General features: G+C 57.7%; 23 protein-coding genes. 15 read left to right on the forward strand and 8 right to left on the reverse strand.

What is annotated here, in order from left to right; translation table 11 throughout:
• Nucleotides 1-106 precede the first annotated feature (106 nt).
• From HP564_RS01355 to grxB, 5 genes are all read right to left on the reverse strand, one after another.
• Nucleotides 107-376, reverse strand: coding sequence for a hypothetical protein (locus tag HP564_RS01355; protein WP_371239460.1), 270 nt, complete (start codon nt 374-376; stop codon nt 107-109).
• 146 nt (nt 377-522) lie between these two features.
• Nucleotides 523-768, reverse strand: a complete 246-nt coding sequence (gene dinI / locus HP564_RS01360; RefSeq protein WP_371239462.1) for a DNA damage-inducible protein I — start codon at nt 766-768, stop codon at nt 523-525.
• A 69-nt stretch (nt 769-837) separates the two neighbouring features.
• Nucleotides 838-1,884, reverse strand: a complete 1,047-nt coding sequence (gene pyrC / locus HP564_RS01365) for a dihydroorotase (RefSeq protein ID WP_371239464.1) — start codon at nt 1,882-1,884, stop codon at nt 838-840.
• Nucleotides 1,885-2,038: 154 nt separating this feature from the next.
• Entirely contained in the window at nt 2,039-2,602 is a 564-nt protein-coding gene (locus HP564_RS01370) for a lipoprotein (protein WP_371239466.1), read from the reverse strand.
• A gap of 111 nt (nt 2,603-2,713) precedes the next feature.
• Nucleotides 2,714-3,361 carry a glutaredoxin 2 gene (grxB, locus tag HP564_RS01375; RefSeq protein WP_371239468.1) on the reverse strand — a complete coding sequence of 216 codons (648 nt, stop codon included), beginning with the start codon at nt 3,359-3,361 and terminating at the stop codon, nt 2,714-2,716.
• A 240-nt stretch (nt 3,362-3,601) separates the two neighbouring features.
• On the opposite strand from grxB, the gene rimJ reads away from it, so the two are divergent.
• The 4 genes from rimJ (at nt 3,602) to murJ (ending at nt 7,422) form a co-directional block, all read left to right on the forward strand.
• Complete coding sequence (gene rimJ / locus HP564_RS01380; protein WP_371239470.1) at nt 3,602-4,192, forward strand: ribosomal protein S5-alanine N-acetyltransferase; 591 nt, start codon at nt 3,602-3,604, stop codon at nt 4,190-4,192.
• 13 nt (nt 4,193-4,205) lie between these two features.
• Nucleotides 4,206-4,841, forward strand: a complete 636-nt coding sequence (locus tag HP564_RS01385) for a YceH family protein (protein ID WP_371239472.1) — start codon at nt 4,206-4,208, stop codon at nt 4,839-4,841.
• A 1-nt stretch (nt 4,842) separates the two neighbouring features.
• Nucleotides 4,843-5,763 carry a Gfo/Idh/MocA family protein gene (locus tag HP564_RS01390; RefSeq protein ID WP_371239474.1) on the forward strand — a complete coding sequence of 307 codons (921 nt, stop codon included), beginning with the start codon at nt 4,843-4,845 and terminating at the stop codon, nt 5,761-5,763.
• Between the two features lie 120 nt (nt 5,764-5,883).
• Nucleotides 5,884-7,422 (forward strand): murein biosynthesis integral membrane protein MurJ, encoded by a 1,539-nt coding sequence (murJ, locus tag HP564_RS01395; protein ID WP_371239476.1) that lies wholly within the window; start codon nt 5,884-5,886, stop codon nt 7,420-7,422.
• A 196-nt stretch (nt 7,423-7,618) separates the two neighbouring features.
• Here murJ and HP564_RS01400 read toward each other — a convergent pair whose 3' ends face one another.
• The 3 genes from HP564_RS01400 to flgA all read right to left on the reverse strand — a co-directional run bounded on the left by HP564_RS01400 (nt 7,619) and on the right by flgA (nt 9,121).
• A complete protein-coding gene (locus HP564_RS01400) occupies nt 7,619-8,050 on the reverse strand; it encodes a flagella synthesis protein FlgN (RefSeq protein WP_371239478.1) in 432 nt (143 codons plus the stop codon).
• A 5-nt stretch (nt 8,051-8,055) separates the two neighbouring features.
• Nucleotides 8,056-8,358, reverse strand: a complete 303-nt coding sequence (gene flgM, locus HP564_RS01405; protein ID WP_371239480.1) for a flagellar biosynthesis anti-sigma factor FlgM — start codon at nt 8,356-8,358, stop codon at nt 8,056-8,058.
• A gap of 103 nt (nt 8,359-8,461) precedes the next feature.
• The gene (gene flgA, locus HP564_RS01410) at nt 8,462-9,121 is read right to left on the reverse strand and encodes a flagellar basal body P-ring formation chaperone FlgA (protein WP_371240621.1); all 660 of its coding nucleotides are present in this window, start codon (nt 9,119-9,121) and stop codon (nt 8,462-8,464) included.
• A 155-nt stretch (nt 9,122-9,276) separates the two neighbouring features.
• On the opposite strand from flgA, the gene flgB reads away from it, so the two are divergent.
• The 11 genes from flgB to flgL all read left to right on the forward strand — a co-directional run bounded on the left by flgB (nt 9,277) and on the right by flgL (nt 19,169).
• Nucleotides 9,277-9,690, forward strand: coding sequence for a flagellar basal body rod protein FlgB (gene flgB / locus HP564_RS01415; protein WP_371239482.1), 414 nt, complete (start codon nt 9,277-9,279; stop codon nt 9,688-9,690).
• A gap of 2 nt (nt 9,691-9,692) precedes the next feature.
• On the forward strand, nt 9,693-10,097 hold the full coding sequence (flgC, locus tag HP564_RS01420) for a flagellar basal body rod protein FlgC (protein WP_371239484.1): 405 nt from the start codon (nt 9,693-9,695) through the stop codon (nt 10,095-10,097).
• A 12-nt stretch (nt 10,098-10,109) separates the two neighbouring features.
• On the forward strand, nt 10,110-10,781 hold the full coding sequence (flgD, locus tag HP564_RS01425) for a flagellar hook assembly protein FlgD (RefSeq protein ID WP_371239486.1): 672 nt from the start codon (nt 10,110-10,112) through the stop codon (nt 10,779-10,781).
• 26 nt (nt 10,782-10,807) lie between these two features.
• A complete protein-coding gene (gene flgE, locus HP564_RS01430; RefSeq protein ID WP_371239488.1) occupies nt 10,808-12,028 on the forward strand; it encodes a flagellar hook protein FlgE in 1,221 nt (406 codons plus the stop codon).
• Nucleotides 12,029-12,048: 20 nt separating this feature from the next.
• Nucleotides 12,049-12,807, forward strand: a complete 759-nt coding sequence (locus tag HP564_RS01435; protein WP_371239490.1) for a flagellar basal body rod protein FlgF — start codon at nt 12,049-12,051, stop codon at nt 12,805-12,807.
• Nucleotides 12,808-12,822: 15 nt separating this feature from the next.
• Nucleotides 12,823-13,605 (forward strand): flagellar basal-body rod protein FlgG, encoded by a 783-nt coding sequence (gene flgG, locus HP564_RS01440; RefSeq protein ID WP_371239492.1) that lies wholly within the window; start codon nt 12,823-12,825, stop codon nt 13,603-13,605.
• Nucleotides 13,606-13,668: 63 nt separating this feature from the next.
• Nucleotides 13,669-14,379: a flagellar basal body L-ring protein FlgH gene (locus HP564_RS01445; protein WP_371239494.1), complete on the forward strand. Its 711-nt coding sequence runs from the start codon at nt 13,669-13,671 to the stop codon at nt 14,377-14,379.
• 28 nt (nt 14,380-14,407) lie between these two features.
• A complete protein-coding gene (locus tag HP564_RS01450) occupies nt 14,408-15,499 on the forward strand; it encodes a flagellar basal body P-ring protein FlgI (protein ID WP_371240623.1) in 1,092 nt (363 codons plus the stop codon).
• A 2-nt stretch (nt 15,500-15,501) separates the two neighbouring features.
• Nucleotides 15,502-16,440 (forward strand): flagellar assembly peptidoglycan hydrolase FlgJ, encoded by a 939-nt coding sequence (gene flgJ, locus HP564_RS01455; RefSeq protein WP_371239496.1) that lies wholly within the window; start codon nt 15,502-15,504, stop codon nt 16,438-16,440.
• A 111-nt stretch (nt 16,441-16,551) separates the two neighbouring features.
• Nucleotides 16,552-18,192, forward strand: coding sequence for a flagellar hook-associated protein FlgK (gene flgK, locus HP564_RS01460; RefSeq protein WP_371239498.1), 1,641 nt, complete (start codon nt 16,552-16,554; stop codon nt 18,190-18,192).
• 11 nt (nt 18,193-18,203) lie between these two features.
• Nucleotides 18,204-19,169 (forward strand): flagellar hook-associated protein FlgL, encoded by a 966-nt coding sequence (gene flgL, locus HP564_RS01465; protein WP_371239500.1) that lies wholly within the window; start codon nt 18,204-18,206, stop codon nt 19,167-19,169.
• Nucleotides 19,170-19,303: the final 134 nt, after the last annotated feature.

Below are 19,303 nucleotides of genomic sequence, written 5' to 3' on the forward strand. Positions count from 1 at the left end.
GGAGAACAAAAAAAATACAAAATATTCGACGCTGAGGCAGGCTTCGTAAAAAATAAAATCCCTGACGCATCAGGGCGTTTATTGACGCGTCAGAACGCAGATAACCTCAGATCGGGTTTTCCACAGGCTGTACGCTGGTGTGCTTTTGCAAAGCGAGCGCCAGACGGGCGAAATGCTGTTGCAGATGTTCATCATGGTTCTGATTCTGTGCTTCCAGTGTCAGGTGATGCATCAGCAACTGCGAGGCACGATCGTCAAGGCAGAAGGTCAGGCTGGAAAACGCGCTTTCCAGCACCGTCAGTCGCCGCTGCTGTTCAGCTATCAGCGCCAGCAGTTCACCAAAGGTCATAGCCTCTTCCGGATTGTCTGTCATCATTTCGTCGCACCTCCTGTTAAGCATAACCAGCGCAAGAATAGGCGATTGATTGATCTGAGTCTAGATGCAGGAAAATGTTAACGCGAGGGAGAAAAGGAGATAAAAAGGCCGGGCGGCGAAACCCGGCAAAAACTGCGCAGTGGCGGTTAATCGGTAATAAACCAGTCGTCAGCGCTCTCCCAGGTTTCCTGCAGAATATCGCTGATGCGATCGCGCGTCTCTTTACCGCCGCCCAGCACGCTTAGCTGGTTAGCAGTGGCATAGCGCACCTTGACATGGTTCTGGCCGTCGGGAAATTCTTCGTCGATACGACGTGAGAGCTCTGCCGTCAGCGCATCCATTGCGCCGGACGGAAGAGGTGAGGTTTTGGCAACGGTAATTTCAACACGCATAATAGCCTCCAGATAAGATACTGTATATATCTACAGTATAATGGCGCGGGAGGCAAGCGAAAGCGTCGCTTAGTTCGCGACGCGCCAGTTAAGGGTCTCACCCGCCAGGAAAGGAACCAGCGTATGTTCGCCCAGAGAGATACTCTCCTCCACCTTCCAGGGTTCGCGTACCAGCGTAACGGTGCCTTCATTAAGCGGCAGGCCATAAAAGCGCGGGCCATTCTCCGAGCAGAAGGCTTCCAGATGCTGAAGAGCACCCAGCTCGTCGAACACGGTCGCGTAGGCAGGCAGCGACGTTGGCGCATTAAATACGCCAGCGCAGCCGCAGCTCGCCTCTTTAAGATGACGCAGATGAGGAGCGGTATCGGTACCCAGGAAGAAACGGGGATGGCCGCTGGCTACCACGCTGCGTAACGCTTCCTGATGGACATTGCGCTTAAGGATCGGCAGGCAGTAGAGGTGCGGACGCACGCCACCAACCAGCATATGATTGCGGTTAAACATCAGGTGCTGAGGCGTAATGGTGGCCCCCAGCTTGTCGTTACCTGCTTCAACGTACTGCGCCGCTTCTCGTGTGGTGATATGTTCAAACACCACCTTCAGATCGGGATACTGCTTGCGCAACGGCTCCATTACCGTATCGATAAAGCGCGCTTCGCGGTCGAAAATATCGATGTCGGCGTGGGTCACTTCGCCGTGGATCAACAGCGGCATGCCGATTTGCTGCATACGCTCCAGCACACTGCTGATAGCGGCAATGTTGGTCACGCCGTGGCTGGAGTTAGTGGTGGCGTGTGCCGGATAAAGTTTGGCAGCGGTAAAGACGCCGCTGTTGAACCCCTGCTCAATCTCACTGGGATCCAGCGAATCGGTCAGGTAACAGGTCATCAGTGGGGTAAAGCGGTGTCCGGCGGGCAGGGCAGCCAGAATGCGTTCGCGATAGGCGACCGCAGCGGCCACGCTGGTGACGGGGGGCACAAGATTGGGCATCACGATGGCACGTCCGTTAACCGCGCTGGTATAGGGCAGAACCGTATTAAGCATGGCATCATCGCGCAGATGAATATGCCAGTCATCAGGGCGGCGGATGGTAAGTTGCTGAGGGTGTGCAGTCATCAGTGAAGCTCCGGCTAGTCAGTAAACGTAGAGGCGCGTTTTGGCCGGGTACAAAGCATAAGGTGTCGGGCAACCGTTTGCACTTCTTTTCTTTCAGGAAAATAAAACCGTGCCGGGGCACGGTTTCCAGAGGCAGAGCAGGATGCTGAGTCGGTTACTCGGTAAACGGAATAATCAGCTCGCCAGGTTTCACTTCCAGCCCTTTAGCCAGTTTCTTTGCCAGCGCTTCGCCCTTGCTGCGGTCAACGCTCAACACATAGGCCGGTTTCTGATTGAAATAGCTTTTCAGCGACTGATTGAGATAGGGGGTCAGGCTTTTTATAATGGTTGCCATTTTTTCTGGCTGCACCTGGGCATCCACAATCTCCAGGTCGCGCAGGAAAATTGCGCCCTGCTGCGCATCAAACACCGGCTGCGCCTTCATCTTCAACTGCATATCTGCCTGCTGTGGGCCAAACAGCGAACTGACGTTGATTTTGGCATTGCCAGAGAGCGTGACCCTGTCCGGCTCTTCGCGCCCGATCTGACTGCTGAGATTGGTCAGCAGGATATGCGCGTTCACCAGCCCAGCCACGCCAATATCTTTTTCATAGTTATTATGTTTCGCCAGCGCCTGGTTAACCTCCTGCTCACTGATGGAGTATTGCGTCAGCTGGTTACAGCCGCTGATAGCCAGGGATAAAATCAGGGCGGTCAGCCCGAGAAATGCCTTTTTCATTGTGTCCTCATGCGGATAAAACAGGTCATGCAGGCCACAGGGTGCCTGAATCCGGCGTCAGTGTCATCAGGAAGGCGATGAGAAACGCCTGGCGTTTCTCATCAGAGGGTGTCAGATAGCGATTGAGGAGAGCAGGTTGACCTGGGTCTGTTTTGCCATATTATCGCGATAGTCTGCCACACGGCTGGGCCAGTCGATGCCGGCCACCAGCGTTAACGAGCGCAGCAGCGGGAAAAGATGAATATCATCCTCTGAAAGCTCGCCATTCACCGCGTTCGGTTTGACGATCAACTTGTCGAGCTGACGCAGATCGTCGCTGATCTTTTTGATCAGGCCCGGCGCATGACGTTTCAGCTCGGCAAAATCGCCGAGGGAAGCCTCTTTTTTAACGCGAAAATAGGTGCGCGCCTCTGGCGTGGCGAATTCAGCAAAAGGGGCGTCAGCAATGCGCGGCAAAAGCAGCTTATTAATATAGCCGTTTACATGACGTAGCCAGTCGCTGATAGCCGGATTGGTTTTGCCAGTGACGAGTGGCTCACCGTCGCTTTTATCAATAAAGTGCACAATGTCCAGGCTCTCCGGCATTGCACTCCCGTCATCTTTTTGCAGAATGGGGGCCACCTTCTGACCAACCCGTTTTTTTGGCGTCTCTTCATCGTCGTTCAGCATCACGATCAGTTCAACCGGCAGGTTTTTCAGGCCAAAAATCATGCGTGCTTTGACGCAAAAGGGGCAGTGATCGTAAATGTAGAGTTTCATCCCAGTCTCCTTTTGGTGTTCAGCGTAACGGGCATCACGCTGATGGCGGACCTGCCAAAAGTATGGAAGAGATTAGCAGTCAGAGCAAACCGACTCACCGAAGCCGCGGCTTTTATGAAACAAAATCAACGCGTTTTACGCCGGATGCTAACGAATGTTTTACCGAAGCAGGGCCGACGGTTATAGTGAAAGCAATGCCGTAGGCACCTCTTTTTTCAGCCTCAGATTTCAGGAGTCATGATGTTTGGCTATCGTTCTGCCGCGCCCAGGGTGCGATTAACTACCGACCGGCTGGTGGTTCGTCTGGTTCACGAGCGCGACGCCTGGCGGCTGGCGGATTACTACGCCGAAAACCGTACTTTTCTCAAACCCTGGGAGCCGGTGCGCGATGAGAGCCACTGTTATCCCTCAGGCTGGCAGGCCCGGCTGGGTCTGATCACCGATATGCATAAAAGCGGTTCCGCCTACTATTTTGTGCTGATGGATCCCGAAGAGACCGAAGTGCGTGGCGTGGCGAACTTCAGCAATGTGCTGCGCGGCTCGTTTTATGCCTGCTATCTCGGCTATTCGCTGGGTGAGAAGTGGCAGGGCCAGGGGCTGATGTTTGAAGCGTTACAGGCTGCCATCCGTTACATGCAGCGCCAGCAGAATATTCATCGCATCATGGCGAACTACATGCCACATAATCAGCGCAGCGGCGCCCTGCTGGCGCGTCTTGGCTTTGAAAAAGAGGGCTATGCGAAAGACTATCTGCTGATCGATGGCCGCTGGCAGGATCACGTTTTAACCGCCCTGACCAGTCAGGAGTGGACGCCGGAGCGGCGTAGCTAACAAGGAGATTGGGATGAAATCTGCGCTTTCGCCGCTGGCGTTGCGTATTATCGGCTGCCTGCTGGAGAAGCAGGTCACCACGCCGGAGCAGTATCCGCTGTCGCTAAACGCGGTGGTCACCGCCTGCAATCAAAAGTCAAACCGCGAGCCAGTGATGAACCTTAGCGAGAGCGAGGTGATGGAGGTGCTGGATCAGCTGGTGAAAAAGCATCTGGTGACCGCCAGCAGCGGTTCTGGTCAGCGGGTAGCGAAATATGAACAGCGCTTCTGCAATTCCGCCTTTGGCAACCTGAAGCTGAACAGCGCTGAGGTCGCCATTCTGACGCTACTCTTCCTGCGCGGGGCACAGACGCCGGGCGAGCTACGCACCCGTAGCGGCAGACTGCACGAGTTTAGTGAGGTGGCAGAAGTGGAAAGCACCCTGGCAGGGCTTGTTGAGCGCGAGATGGTAACGCGTCTGCCGCGCGAGCCGGGCAAGCGGGAAAGCCGCTACCTGCACCTGTTTGGCGATGAGCAGACGACGGCGGAGGCTGAAACGCCGCGGGAGGAGGAGAGCGATCTTAGCCTCAGCGCGCGCGTGGCGGCTCTGGAACAGTCCGTCAGCGCGCTTCAGGCGCTGGTGCAGACGCTACTGCACAAGGGAGGCTGAGATGACATTGCGAATTGGCGTGGTCGGATTAGGCGGCATTGCGCAAAAAGCCTGGCTGCCGGTACTGGCGCAGACCGAGAGCTGGACGCTGGCAGGCGGCTTTTCACCGAACCAGCAAAAGGCGCAGGCGGTTTGCGACAGCTACCGGATGGCCTGCTTTTCGTCTCTGAATACGCTTGCCGATGTCTGTGATGCGGTGTTTGTTCACAGCAGCACCGCAACGCACTATGAGGTGGTCAGGGCACTGCTGCTGGCGGGTAAAGATGTGCTGGTGGATAAACCGCTTGCCGAAAATCTTGACCAGGCCGAAGCGCTGGTTACGCTGGCAGAGAAGCGCGGACGGCGGCTGATGGTCGGTTTCAATCGTCGCTTTGCCCCGCGCTATCAGCAGCTTCGCCAGCAGATGCCCCAGGCCGCCAGCCTGCGGGTAGAGAAACACCGCAGCGACAGCGTTGGGCCACAGGATCTGCGCTTCACTCTGCTGGATGATTACCTGCACGTGGTGGACACGGCGCTGTGGCTGGCTGGTGGAGATGCCGCGCCGCTGCATGGCTATGTTCGTACCAGCGAGCGCGGTGAAATGCTCTATGCTGAGCACCACTTTGCTGCGGCCGGGGTACAGATCGCCACCAGCATGCATCGCCGCGCAGGCAGCCAGCGTGAGCGCGTCAGCCTGGTGGGAGAGGGCCGCTGTATTGATGTGCTGGAGATGCGCGACTGGCAGGAAGAGCGCGGCGATGGCCTGCGTATCGATCCTCCGCCCGCCTGGCAGAGCCATCTGACACAGCGCGGCTTCAGCGGCGCGGCGCACCATTTTATCCAGTGTGTGCAAAATCAGACGATGCCTGAAACCAGCGGTGAACAGGCGCTGCTGGCGCAGCGCGTGGTCGAAAAACTGTGGCGTGAGGCCCGGAAGAAATAACGCCTTGTAACACTCCGCGCTGGTCATTTCCCGCAGTGACAGTAGACTATCGCCGGGCAGCAGCGGCTGCCCGCGCTAAGTAACGCATTTTGCCGACTCTTTTCAGGACGCGCCCCCATTATGAATCTGTTGAAATCGCTGGCAGCGGTCAGTTCCATGACCCTGTTTTCCCGCGTGTTGGGTTTTGCCCGTGACGCCATTGTGGCGCGCGTGTTTGGTGCCGGGATGGCCACGGACGCCTTTTTTGTTGCTTTTAAGCTGCCTAACCTGCTGCGCCGAATCTTTGCTGAAGGCGCGTTTTCTCAGGCCTTTGTGCCTATTCTCGCCGAATATAAAAGCAAGCAGGGCGAGGAGGCGACGCGGCTGTTTATCGCCTATGTCTCTGGCCTGCTAACGCTGGCGCTGGCGCTGGTGACGGTCGCAGGCATGATCGCTGCGCCCTGGGTGATCCTGGTGACCGCGCCTGGGTTTGCCGATACCGCCGATAAGTTTGCGCTCACCAGCGCGCTGCTGCGGGTCACTTTTCCCTATATTTTACTGATCTCGCTGGCTTCGCTGGCAGGCGCCATCCTTAACACCTGGAATCGCTTTTCTGTCCCTGCCTTTGCGCCTACGCTGCTTAACATCAGCATGATTAGCTTCGCGCTGTTTGCCGCGCCGCACTTCCATCCGCCGGTGATGGCACTCGCCTGGGCGGTGGTTGCCGGTGGCGTGCTGCAGCTTTTCTATCAGCTGCCACACCTGAAGAAGATTGGTATGCTGGTACTGCCGCGTATCAACCTCAGGGATGCCGGTGTCTGGCGCGTAATGCGCCAGATGGGGCCGGCGATCCTTGGCGTCTCTGTCAGCCAGATCTCCCTGATCATCAATACCATTTTCGCTTCGTTCCTGGTGTCGGGCTCCGTTTCCTGGATGTACTACGCCGATCGCCTGATGGAGTTTCCCTCTGGCGTGCTGGGCGTGGCACTCGGCACGATTCTGCTGCCGTCGCTGGCGAAAAGCTTCTCCAGCGGCAATCACGATGAATATTCTCATCTGATGGACTGGGGGCTGCGCCTCTGCTTCCTGCTGGCGCTGCCATGCGCGGTGGCGCTGGGGATACTCTCTGGCCCGCTCACCATTGCGCTGTTCCAGTACGGAAAATTCACCGCCTTTGATGCGCTGATGACGCAGCGTGCGCTGATTGCCTATTCGGTCGGGTTGATGGGGCTGATTGTCGTAAAGGTGCTGGCACCTGGCTTCTATTCGCGCCAGGACATCAAAACGCCGGTGAAGATTGCCATGATTACGCTGGTGATGACGCAGCTGATGAACCTGGCTTTCATTGGCCCGCTGAAGCATGCCGGGCTGTCGCTCTCTATCGGACTGGCGGCCTGCCTTAACGCCTCGCTGCTTTACTGGCAGCTGCGCAAGAAGAAGATTTTTCAGCCGCAGCCAGGCTGGGCAAGCTTTCTGCTGCGCCTGCTGGTTGCGGTAACGGTCATGGCAGCAGCGCTGGTGGGCATTCTCTCTGTGATGCCGACCTGGGAAGAGGGCACCATGCTGTGGCGCTTGCTGCGGCTGGCGGCAGTCTGTGCTGTGGGGGCAGGAGCCTATTTCCTGATGCTGGGCGTGCTTGGCTTCCGCCTGCGCGACTTCGCGCGTCGGACGCACGCGTAAATCGCTGACCCGCCTGAGGGCGGGTTTTTGCCGGGCGCATGAACGTAAACAGGCAACAAAAGGCGCGCGAAGGGCACCGCGTGCCGCGCCGGAAAAGGCACGAACTGACATGAATGCCACGTTGGCCGCTTTGCGATCGCGCTATCCTTCATGCCCGTGCGCCAGACAAAAAAATCCCGCCAGAAGGCGGGTTTTTTTATGCTTTACGGCTGAGCGTTGCCTGGCCTTTTCCCAGCCCGTCCGGTCCGTAGAACGCCTGGGTCTGGTGCGGCCTGAGTACGGTCAGCGCCTCTTCGGTAAAGCGAAGCTGCTGGTTGAGCAGCAGCCCGTTATGGGTATTGGCGTTGTTTAAGCGGCGCGTCATCTGAGCAATGCTCTGCCAGCGGCGCGTCATATCGCTGTGACCACTGTAAGGTGCCTGGGTGCCCAGCTGCCGCTCGGTGCTACGGCGCATCTCATCGAGATAGCTCAGCGTCGTCAGCAGCGCGCCTTTATCTTCCGTAATGCGCTGTAACAGATGACTGTTAATGCTGCCGGCGGCCAGCTGGTGCTGCTCCTCTTCCAGAATATTTGAAAGTGAGGAGAGAACTTCCTGCATCTTATCTAATGTGGTCAACAGGTTACTCATGGGGACTATTTACCCTCTAAATACGCCTTAGTGTCGGCAATCAGCGCATCGGCGATCTTGCCGGTATCCATTTTCAGTTCGCCATTGCGAATGGCGGTTTTCAGCTGTTCTACGCGCTGGACGTTGATGTCCTGGCTGCCCGGCTGGGTCAGCTGCGACTGTGCGTTGCTCAGGCTGACCTGAGCCGCAGCGGGTGCGGTTGCGGTCGTGCTCGACGCCTGGCGCGTTTTACCCGGTACGGACTCGTTACTGTCGCGGGTCTGCACGGTTGCCACGGGCTTCAGGGATGGTGTTCTGTCGATGCTCATATTCGGGCTCCTGTACGGTCAGGGGAAACTGCCACCTGAATCAGAATAGCGTAATCGCTTAGTTGATTTCTCTATCGGCAGAACAGCAGTGTTCTTTAGCGCCTTATAGCGATATCAGAATATTCCCATCAGCATCGACTTTTCCACTGACTACCTGACCATTTCCCATCCGCACGCGCACCGACTGCGCCAGGATCGCATTGTTTAATGCTTTGCCTTCGCCGCTGGCGTTAAAGCCTTCACCGCTGGCAATAACCATTACGCTCTGACCCGCTTTTACCCGCCACGGCTGGCGCATCATCGACAGCGTCACCGGCTGGCCGGGCTGAATATCGCGCAGCACCACAGCGTCTGTGATCGATTCGGCGTCAAACAGCGCGCGCGAGGGCAGTGTATCGAGGCGGCCCTGCTGCAGGCGAAAGTCGGCGGGGCTTACGGTCGAGCCGCGTGCCAGCAGGCGCGTCGCCACCAGATACTCGCCGGTCACCTGCACCTGCACCTGAAGAAAGCGCCGCGTATCACCACAGGTTGCCGCTACGCTCATGGCACCCCAGAGGCGGCTGTTGCCGGGCAGGGAGAAGTGCGGCGCGTCGCAGGTCGGCCACTGCGCCTGCGGCGTTTTGATTTCAACCGTCATTCCCGCCGCGTGCTGCGCGTCGCGAGTCTGGAAAAACTGCGTCAGCTGAGCAGAGAGATCGGCCGCGCTGGCGGGCAGGGTGGCCAGCGCCAGCAGGCTGACAAACAGGGCGGTGAGGTTACGCATCATAAAGACTCCTTGCTGCTAATGGCGATGAGTCTACCCGCCGCGCGCCAAAACCAAGACGAAAAATAGCTGTGATTTTTGACGTTATTCAGACGATAGCCCTTGCTTTTCCCCAATTAAGCTGTCCGCTCGAAATTCTCATTCGCGGAGGAAGCATGCTCGACAAACTTGATGCTGCGCTGCAGTTTGGCACTGAAGCCCTCAACCTGCGTGCTCAACGCCAGGAGATTCTGGCGTCAAACATTGCCAACGCCGATACCCCGGGCTATCAGGCACGGGATATCGACTTTGCCAGCGAGCTCGGTAGGGTAATGAAAAACGGCCGCGCGGAAGGCAGCAGCATGGCGCTGAAAGTAACCTCGCCGCGCCATATTGAAGCGCAGGTCAATTCGGCGGCGTCAGCAAATCTGCTCTATCGCATTCCCGATCAGCCATCGGCCGACGGCAACACCGTTGATATGGATCGTGAACGTACTCAGTTCGCGGACAACAGTCTGAAATACCAGACCGATCTCACCCTCATCAGCAGCCAGATCAAGGGCATGATGAGCGTGTTACAAGGGCAATAAACATGGCTTTGCTGAATATTTTTGACATCGCCGGATCGGCAATGACCGCGCAATCCCAGCGTCTTAACGTCAGCGCCAGCAACCTGGCAAACGCCGACAGCGTGACCGGCCCGGACGGCCAGCCTTACGTAGCGAAGCAGGTTGTGTTTCAGACCGATGCCGCGCCGGGTGCGGCAACCGGCGGCGTAAAAGTGGCACAGGTGCTGGACGATCCCTCTCCGGCCAGACTGGTCTACGACCCAGGCAATCCGCTGGCGGACGACAAAGGCTATGTGAAGATGCCAAACGTGGACGTGGTCGCGGAAACCGTTAACACCATGTCAGCGTCACGCAGCTATCAGGCCAACGTTGAAGTTCTCAACACCGTGAAATCGATGATGATGAAAACCCTGACGATGGGTTCATAACGGAGAAACGACATGGGCATTGCGGTAGGCGTCAATGAGAAACTGGATCCCTCGGTTCTCAGCTCATCCAGCACAGGCACCAGCAACAGCGCACAGGATCTGCAAAATCAGTTCCTGACCATGCTGGTGACGCAGTTAAAGAATCAGGATCCCACCAATCCGATGGACAACAGTCAGCTCACTACGCAGCTGGCACAGATCAATACCCTGAGTGGTATTGAAAAACTCAATACCACGCTGGGATCGATCTCCGGCCAGATTAGCACCAGCCAGTCGCTGCAAAGTTCAACCCTGATTGGACACGGCGTCATGGTTGACGGCACGCAGGTGCTGGTTGGCAGCGGCACCACGACGCCGTTTGGCGTGGAACTGGGCACCGCCTCTACCGCGACCACCGCCACCATCAAAGATGCCAGCGGCAATGTGGTACGCACGATCGATCTGGGTGCGCTCTCTGCTGGCGTGCATACCTTTTCGTGGGACGGCACCCTGGCAGACAGCTCTACAGCACCCGACGGTAAATATACGGTTTCAATCGCCGCCAGCAATGGCACTACGCAACTGGTGGCCCAGCCGCTGAATTACGCCTACGTCAACGGCGTATCGACGGCCAATGACACCACCAAACTGGATCTCGGCACCATGGGCTCCGCAACCCTTGATGAAGTACGTCAGATTCTCTGATTCATCCCTAAACAGGAGAAATAAACATGTCATTTTCCCAAGCGGTGAGCGGCCTGGGCGCTGCCTCCAGCAACCTGGACGTCATTGGTAACAACATCGCCAACTCCGCAACCGCAGGCTTTAAATCCAGCACCATCGCCTTTGCCGATATGTTTGCCGGTTCCAACGTGGGCCTTGGAACCAAAGTCGCGGCGGTTATTCAGAATTTTAACGACGGTTCGACCACCACCACCAGCCGCGGCCTCGACGTTGCGCTGAGCGGCAACGGCTTCTTCCGCATGTCGGACGCCAGCGGCGCGGTCTACTACTCACGCAACGGCCAGTTCACGCTGGATGAGAACCGCAACCTGGTGAACACCCAGGGCCTGAACGTCACCGGCTACCCGGTAACCGGCACGCCGCCAACCGTGCAGACCGGTGCTAACCCGGTTGCGCTGAGCATTCCCGCAACGCAGATGGCGGCGCGCGCGACCACCACCGCGACACAGGTGGCGAACCTGAACTCTACCAGCACTGCAATCCCGGCAACCACCACGTTCAGCACCGCGAATGCTGACAGCTATAACGCCAAAAGCACCATGACGGTGTTTGACTCACAGGGTAACGATCACACCCTGGACATGTACTACGTCAAGACTGCCGACAACAGCTGGACCGTGCACGCGATGGACTCGACCACCGGCACCAGCGCGGGCGACTTTACGCTGTCGTTCAGCGATAACGGCAACCTGACAGGCATCAACGGCGGTACGGCGACCTCAGTCAACCTGACCATCAACGGTTCTAACGGCGCGGCAGCTGGTCAGCCCATCTCCCTGAGCATGCTCGGCAGTTTGCAGCAAAACACGGGCACCACGACCTTTGGTAACCCTGTTCAGGACGGGTATGCACCGGGCGACCTGACCAGCTATGCCATTAACGACGACGGCACCATTACCGGCACCTACTCTAACCAGAAAACCCAGCTGCTGGGACAGATCGTACTGGCCAGCTTCTCTAACCCGGAAGGGTTGCAGTCGCAGGGTGACAACGTCTGGTCAGCCACCAGCTCCTCGGGCCAGGCAGCAATTGGTCTGGCAAACACCGGCACCTACGGTTCGCTGACCTCTGGCGCACTGGAAGCGTCAAACGTCGATATGAGCAAAGAGCTGGTCAATATGATCGTGGCGCAGCGTAACTATCAGGCGAACGCGCAGACCATCAAAACTCAGGACCAGATTCTTAACACCCTGGTTAACTTGCGTTAATTCACTAACGGGATTGCTCTATGGATCACGCGATATATACCGCAATGGGCGCGGCCAGCCAGACGCTGGATCAGCAGGCTGTTACCTCCAGCAACCTTGCCAACGCCTCCACGCCTGGTTTTCGTGCGCAGCTCAACGCGCTGCGCGCCGTACCGGTTAGCGGCTGGTCACTGCCGACGCGCACGCTGGTGGCCGCCTCTACGCCCGGTGCCGATATGAGCCAGGGCGCGATGGATAACACCGGCCGTACGCTGGACGTGGCGATGGGACAGGATGGCTGGCTGGCAGTGCGTACCGCTGACGGCAGCGAGGCCTACACCCGCAACGGCAACATGCAGATCAGCTCGACCGGCATTCTGACCGTGCAGGGCAATCCCGTGATGGGCGATGGCGGACCGATTGCGGTGCCGCAGGGTGCTGAGCTGACCATCGCGGCTGATGGCACCATCACCTCGCGCAATGCGGGTGATGCGCCAAACGCCACGGTACAGATCGGCAAGCTGAAACTGGTGAAAGCGACCGGCAAAGAGCTGCAGCGCGGTGATGACGGCATGTTCCGTCCCACCCAGCAGGCACAGGCCACGCGCGGCGCGGCGCTGGCAGCCGACGCCACGGTACAGGTGATGCCGGGCGTGCTGGAGGGCAGCAACGTCAAGCCGGTAGAAACCATGGTCGATATGATTGCCAACGCCCGACGTTTTGAGATGCAGATGAAAGTCATCACCAACGTCGATGAAAACGAACAAAAAGCCAACCAGCTGCTGAACATGAGCAGCTAAGGCAGAGGAAAACAGATGATTCGTTCTTTATGGATCGCCAAAACCGGTCTTGACGCCCAGCAAACCAACATGGACGTCATCTCCAACAACCTGGCCAACGTCAGCACCAACGGCTTTAAGCGTTCGCGTGCGGTGTTTGAAGACCTGATGTACCAGACGCTGCGCCAGCCGGGCACACAGTCTTCTGAACAGACCACGCTGCCGTCGGGCCTGCAAATCGGCACCGGTGTACGTCCGGTCACCACCGAGCGTTTGCATACCCAGGGCAACCTGTCGCAGACCAGCAATTCCAAAGATGTGGCGATCAATGGCCAGGGCTATTTTGAAGTGCAGCTGCCGGACGGCACCTCTGCCTATACCCGCGACGGCTCATTTCAGGTGGATCAGAACGGTCAGCTGGTGAATAACGCCGGTTATCCGGTACAGCCGGGCATTACTGTTCCGGCTAATGCCACCAGCATCACCATTTCGCGCGACGGCGTGGTGAGCGTTACGCAGCAGGGCCAGACCAATCCGGCGCAGGTGGGGCAGCTCACTATCAGCACCTTTATCAATGACGCCGGCCTCGACAGCATGGGGGAAAACCTCTACCAGGAAACGCAGGCCTCCGGCGCACCAACGCAGAGCACGCCGGGCCAGAACGGGGCGGGGCTGCTTTATCAGGGCTATGTTGAGACCTCCAACGTTAACGTGGCGGAAGAGCTGGTCACCATGATCCAGACGCAGCGCGCCTATGAGATTAACAGCAAAGCGATCAGCACCTCCGATCAGATGCTGCAAAAATTAACGCAGATTTAATGTCGGTCATCAGGGCCAGCGCAGGCTGGCCTGAAGTTAACCCATCTATAAGGTCGTGACTCCGTGGCGAAGCAACTGAATATAAAGCCTGGACATTGGTTAGTGGCAACCCTGCTGCTGACCCTTAACGGTTGTGCGTTAGTGCCGCGCACGCCGCTGGTGGAAGGGGCAACAACGGCGCAGCCGCTGCCTTCCGCGCCGCCGGTGGTCAACGGCTCTATTTTTCAGGGCGTCGCGCCGCTTAACTACGGCTATCAGCCGCTGTTTGAGGATCGCCGTCCACGTAATATCGGCGACACGCTCACCATTGTGTTGCAGGAGAACGTCAGCGCCAGCAAAAGCTCCTCGGCTAACGCCACGCGCGACGGCAGCGCCAGCTTCGGCCTTGACGCCATTCCAACCGGCCTGAACGGCCTGGTGGGGGCAGACGGATCAAAAGCCAACCTGGGCGCGAACGGCAAAAATGACTTCGCGGGTAAAGGCGGTGCCACGGCCAACAATACCTTTACCGGCACCATCACCGTTACTGTGAATCAGGTGCTCTCTAACGGCAACCTGCGCGTGGTGGGTGAAAAACAGATTGAGATCAACCAGGGAACGGAATTTATCCGCTTCTCCGGCGTAGTAAACCCGCGCACCATCAGCGCCAGCAACTCGGTGTTGTCTACTGCGGTGGCCGATGCGCGCATCGAGTACGTCGGCAATGGCTATATCAACGAAGCGCAGACCATGGGCTGGTTCCAGCGTTTCTTCCTGAACATCGCGCCGATGTAATGAGGTCATGATGAAAAGTGTGAAAAGTATTCTGATCGGTCTGAGCCTGCTGCTCGGCCTGAGCCTGACGGCCCATGCGGACCGCATCCGCGATCTCACCAGCGTGCAGGGCGTACGTAATAACCAGCTAATTGGCTACGGCCTGGTGGTGGGCCTTGACGGCACCGGCGACCAGACCACGCAGACGCCGTTCACTACGCAAACCGTCAACAACATGCTTTCTCAGCTTGGTATCACCGTGCCACAGGGCACCAATATGCAGCTGAAAAACGTGGCGGCCGTCATGGTGACGGCACAGCTTCCCGCTTTTGCGCGCCAGGGGCAAACCATTGATGTGGTGGTTTCCTCGCTGGGTAACGCAAAAAGCCTGCGCGGCGGCACGCTGGTCATGACTCCGCTGAAAGGCGTAGATAACCAGGTGTATGCGCTGGCGCAGGGCAATATTCTGGTCGGCGGCGCGGGCGCCTCGGCGGGCGGCAGCAGCGTGCAGGTCAACCAGCTTAACGGTGGCCGTATCACCGGTGGCGCAACCGTTGAGCGTGAGCTGCAGAGCAACTTTGGCAGCCAGAACACCCTTAACCTGCAGCTGAATACGGAAGATTTCTCAATGGCACAGCGCATTGCCGACGCCATCAACGGACGCGGCGGCTACGGCGCGGCTACGGCGCTGGACGCGCGTACCGTGCAGGTACAGGTGTCACCCAACAACAGCTCGCAGGTGCGTCTGCTGGCCGATATCCAGAACATTGATGTCTCTGTCCCGGTTGAAGATGCCAAAGTGGTTATCAACTCGCGCACGGGCTCAGTGGTAATGAATCGTGAGGTGACGCTAAGCACCTGTGCCGTGGCGCAGGGCAACCTGTCGGTTACGGTTAACCAGTCGCAGAATGTCAGCCAGCCGAATACTCCTTTTGGCGGCGGCCAGACTGTCGTTACGCCGCAGACGCAGATCGACCTGCGTCAGAGCGGTGGCGCGCTGCAACGCGTCAACGCCAGCGCGAATCTCAACAATGTAGTGCGCGCACTGAATGCACTTGGGGCATCACCGATCGAGCTGATGTCGATTCTGCAGTCGATGCAGAGCGCAGGTTGTCTGCGCGCCAGACTGGAAATTATCTGACGATGGATACGCAATCGCTGACGAACGCGGCTTACGACAGCCGCTCGCTGAACGACCTGAAGCGCGAAGCTAACGCCGATCCGAAAGGAAAAGCGCTGCAGGTGGCGAAGCAGGTCGAGGGGATGTTTGTGCAGATGATGATGAAAAGCATGCGTGAGGCGCTGCCGCAGGATGGCATCTTCAGCAATGAATCGACCAAAATGTTTACCTCGATGTACGATCAGCAGATTGCGCAGGAGACAGGCAAGCGCGGGCTGGGAATGGCGGATATTATCGTCAGGCAGATGCAGCCCGCACAGGCGCCGGACGAACGCGCCGGCACCGTACCGATGCCGCTCGACGACAGCTTTATTTACAGCGCGGCGGCATCAGGCCAGCTGGAGCAAATAGTGCGTAAAGCGGTGCCGCGCCTGCCGGTTTCGCCTGCTAACCTGCCGGCCGACAGCAGCGAGTTTATCGCCCAGCTGGCACAACCTGCACAGGCCGCCAGCGCGGAAAGCGGTATTCCTCACCACCTGATCCTGGCGCAGGCCGCGCTGGAGTCGGGCTGGGGGCAACGCCAGATCCTGACCCGCGACGGCAAGCCGAGCTACAACGTCTTCGGCATTAAAGCGAGCGGCGACTGGAAAGGGGAGACCACCGATATCATGACCACGGAGTATGATCAGGGCGTGGCGAAGAAGGTACGCGCCAGCTTCCGTGTCTATCACTCCTACTTCGACGCGCTGACTGATTACGTCAAACTTCTCACTAATAACCCAAGATACGCCAGCGTCACTCGCGCCCAGAGCGCCGAGCAGGGCGCGCATGCGCTTCAGGCAGCTGGCTACGCAACTGACCCCAGATATGCGCAGAAGCTGGTAGGAATGATCCAGCAATTCAAGAACATGGGTGAAAAAGTGGTGAAGGCGTACAGTCAGGATGTAAACGATCTCTTCTAGGCAGAAAGCCTCAAGTTTCACTTAAGCACGCCGATAACACCCTTAGATGCCAGACGCGTTTTCGCGCACTGATGACTGCCAGCCCGGCCAACGGGAAAGAAAGGAACCGAGATGTCCAGCATAATCAACTCTGCGATGAGTGGACTGAGCGCCGCCCAGGCGGCACTGAGCACCACCAGCAACAACATCACCAACTATACGGTGGCGGGCTATTCACGCCAGACCATTCTGCTGTCGCAGGCCAACAGCACGCTCCAGGGCAACAGCTATTACGGCAACGGCGTGAACGTCAGCGGCGTACAGCGCGAGTATGATGAGTTCATCACCGCGCAGCTGCGCGGCTCCAGTGCCAGCTACAGCGCGGCCAACACCCAGTATTCACAGATTTCCAGCATTGACGATCTGCTGTCGACCTCGACCACCAGCCTGTCGACCTCGATTCAGAGCTTTTTCACCAACCTGCAAAACGTGGTGAGCAACGCGGACGATCCCTCAGCGCGCCAGTCGATGCTGAGTTATGCGCAGGGACTGGTAAACCAGTTTCAGACCACTGCGCAGTATCTCACCAATATGCAGAGCAGCGTCAACACCGACATCGCTTCGAACGTTGACCAGATTAATACCTATACCAGTCAGATTGCCGACCTCAACAAGCAGATCGCTAAACTCAGCACCGCAGGAGGCGCACAGCCTAACGATCTGCTGGATCAGCGCGATCAGCTGGTGAATAACCTGAATAATATCGTGGGCGTGAACGTCTCTAAGCAGGACGGTAACTACATTGTGTCCATGGGAAGCCTGACGCTGGTCAACGGAAACAAAGCGACCAGTCTGGTGGCGATGCCCTCCAGCAGCGATCCGTCACGTACCACGGTTGGCTATGTGGATAACAGCGCGGGTAATGTTGAGATCGCTGAAAAAGCGATCGCGACCGGTTCGCTGGGGGGCCTGATGGCGTTTCGTTCGCAGGATCTCGATGCCGCACAGAACCAGCTCGGGCAGCTGGCGGCCGCCTTTACCACCAGCTTTAACGCCGTGCACAAGCAGGGCTATGACAGTAATGGCGACCTGGGCACAGATTTCTTTACTATCGGCAGCCCGACGGTGCAGGGCAACAGCAAAAACAGCTCGTCCACCACCGTGACGGCGGCCTGGACTGACACCAGCGCGCTAAAGGCCTCTAACTACACCCTCAGCTATGACGGCGCTAACTGGAACATAACACGCGCTGCCGACAACGTGAAAATTACCGCAACGGCAGGTACCGATGCCGCAGGTAACACCACGCTGAGCTTTGACGGTCTGCAGCTCACGGTTAATGGCAAGCCAGCCACTAACGACAGCTTTCTGGTGAAGCCGGTGCAGAACGTTATCGCCAACATGTCTGTGGCCATTACCAGTGAGTCGCAGATTGCTGCGGCAGGCGCAGCGGGTGGCGAAAGCGACAACCGCAACGCGCAAAAGCTGCTCGATTTGCAGGATGCTAATCTGGTAAACGGCAACGCGACGCTGTCACAGGCCTATGCCAGCATCGTCAGCACCGTCGGCAACAAAACCAGCTCGCTGGAAACCGCCAGCACCACGCAGAAAAACGTTGTGACGCAGCTGACCGATCGCCAGCAGTCCGTCTCTGGCGTCAACCTCGACGAAGAGTATGCCAACCTGACCAAATATCAGCAGTATTACATGGCGAACGCGCAGGTGCTTAAAACGGCCAGCTCCGTCTTCGACGCGCTGCTGAACATTCGCTAAGGACAAGAATCATGCGACTCAGTACCAATATGATCTTTAACCAGCAGGTGCGCGGTATCACCGATTCGCAATCCTCCTGGCTGAAAGTGGGCGAGCAACTCTCCAGCGGCCGCCGCGTGAATAACCCGTCAGACGATCCTATCGCCGCGTCACGCGCGGTGGTGCTGGCCCAGACCCAGGCGCAAAGCAGTCAGTATGCGCTGGCGCGCACGTTTGCCACACAGGGATTGTCGCTGGAAGAAAACACGCTCAGCGGCGTGACCAGCACTATTCAAAGTGCCCAGACGCTGATTGTCTACGGCTCTACCGGTACGTTAAGTGACGATGACCGTGGCTCTATCGCCACCCAGCTGGAGGGATTGCGCTCTCAGCTGCTAAACCTGGCGAACAGCAAAGACGGTAATGGCCGTTATATCTTTGCCGGGTATAAAACCGACAGCGCACCCTTTGCAGACGATGGCAGCGGCGCTGTCAGCTATGTCGGCGGCACGGATGCCATTACGCAGAAAGTAGACGCCAGTCGCACCATGACGGTAGGCCATACCGGAGACGACATCTTCATGTCCATCACCGGCAACGCCACCAAAGAGCCAGACGGCGGCGCCAGCGAAACCAATATTTTTACCATGCTCGACAGTGCGATTGCTGCGCTGAAAACGCCACAGACCGATGCGGACGATGCGACCAGGCAAACCTTTCAGGATGCAATGGATAAAACCAACCGCGGTCTGGGTAACGCGTTGAATAATGTACTGACCGTGCGTTCCGAAATTGGTACCCAGCTCTCTGAACTGAGCACGCTGGACGGGCAGGCGGGCGACCGCGATGTGATCCTTACCAGTGAGATGAGCGATCTGGTGGATACGGATTACACCTCGGCAATCTCCAGTTACACCATGCAGCAGACTGCGCTGCAGGCTTCCTATAAAACCTTTACCGATATGTCGAAGATGTCGCTGTTCCAGCTCAACGCCTGATATATCCCCCTTTTCGGGCATGCCTGAACCGGACATGCTCTTTATCCCACGACCCTGACCGGCATCGTGGGATTTTTTTTGCCTGTGCGATGTTCAGGGCATAAAAAAACCCCGGCTGGCCGGGGTTTGTTGTA

It is taken from the genome of Pantoea sp. KPR_PJ (assembly GCF_041386365.1).
Classification (GTDB): Bacteria; Pseudomonadota; Gammaproteobacteria; order Enterobacterales; family Enterobacteriaceae; genus Pantoea.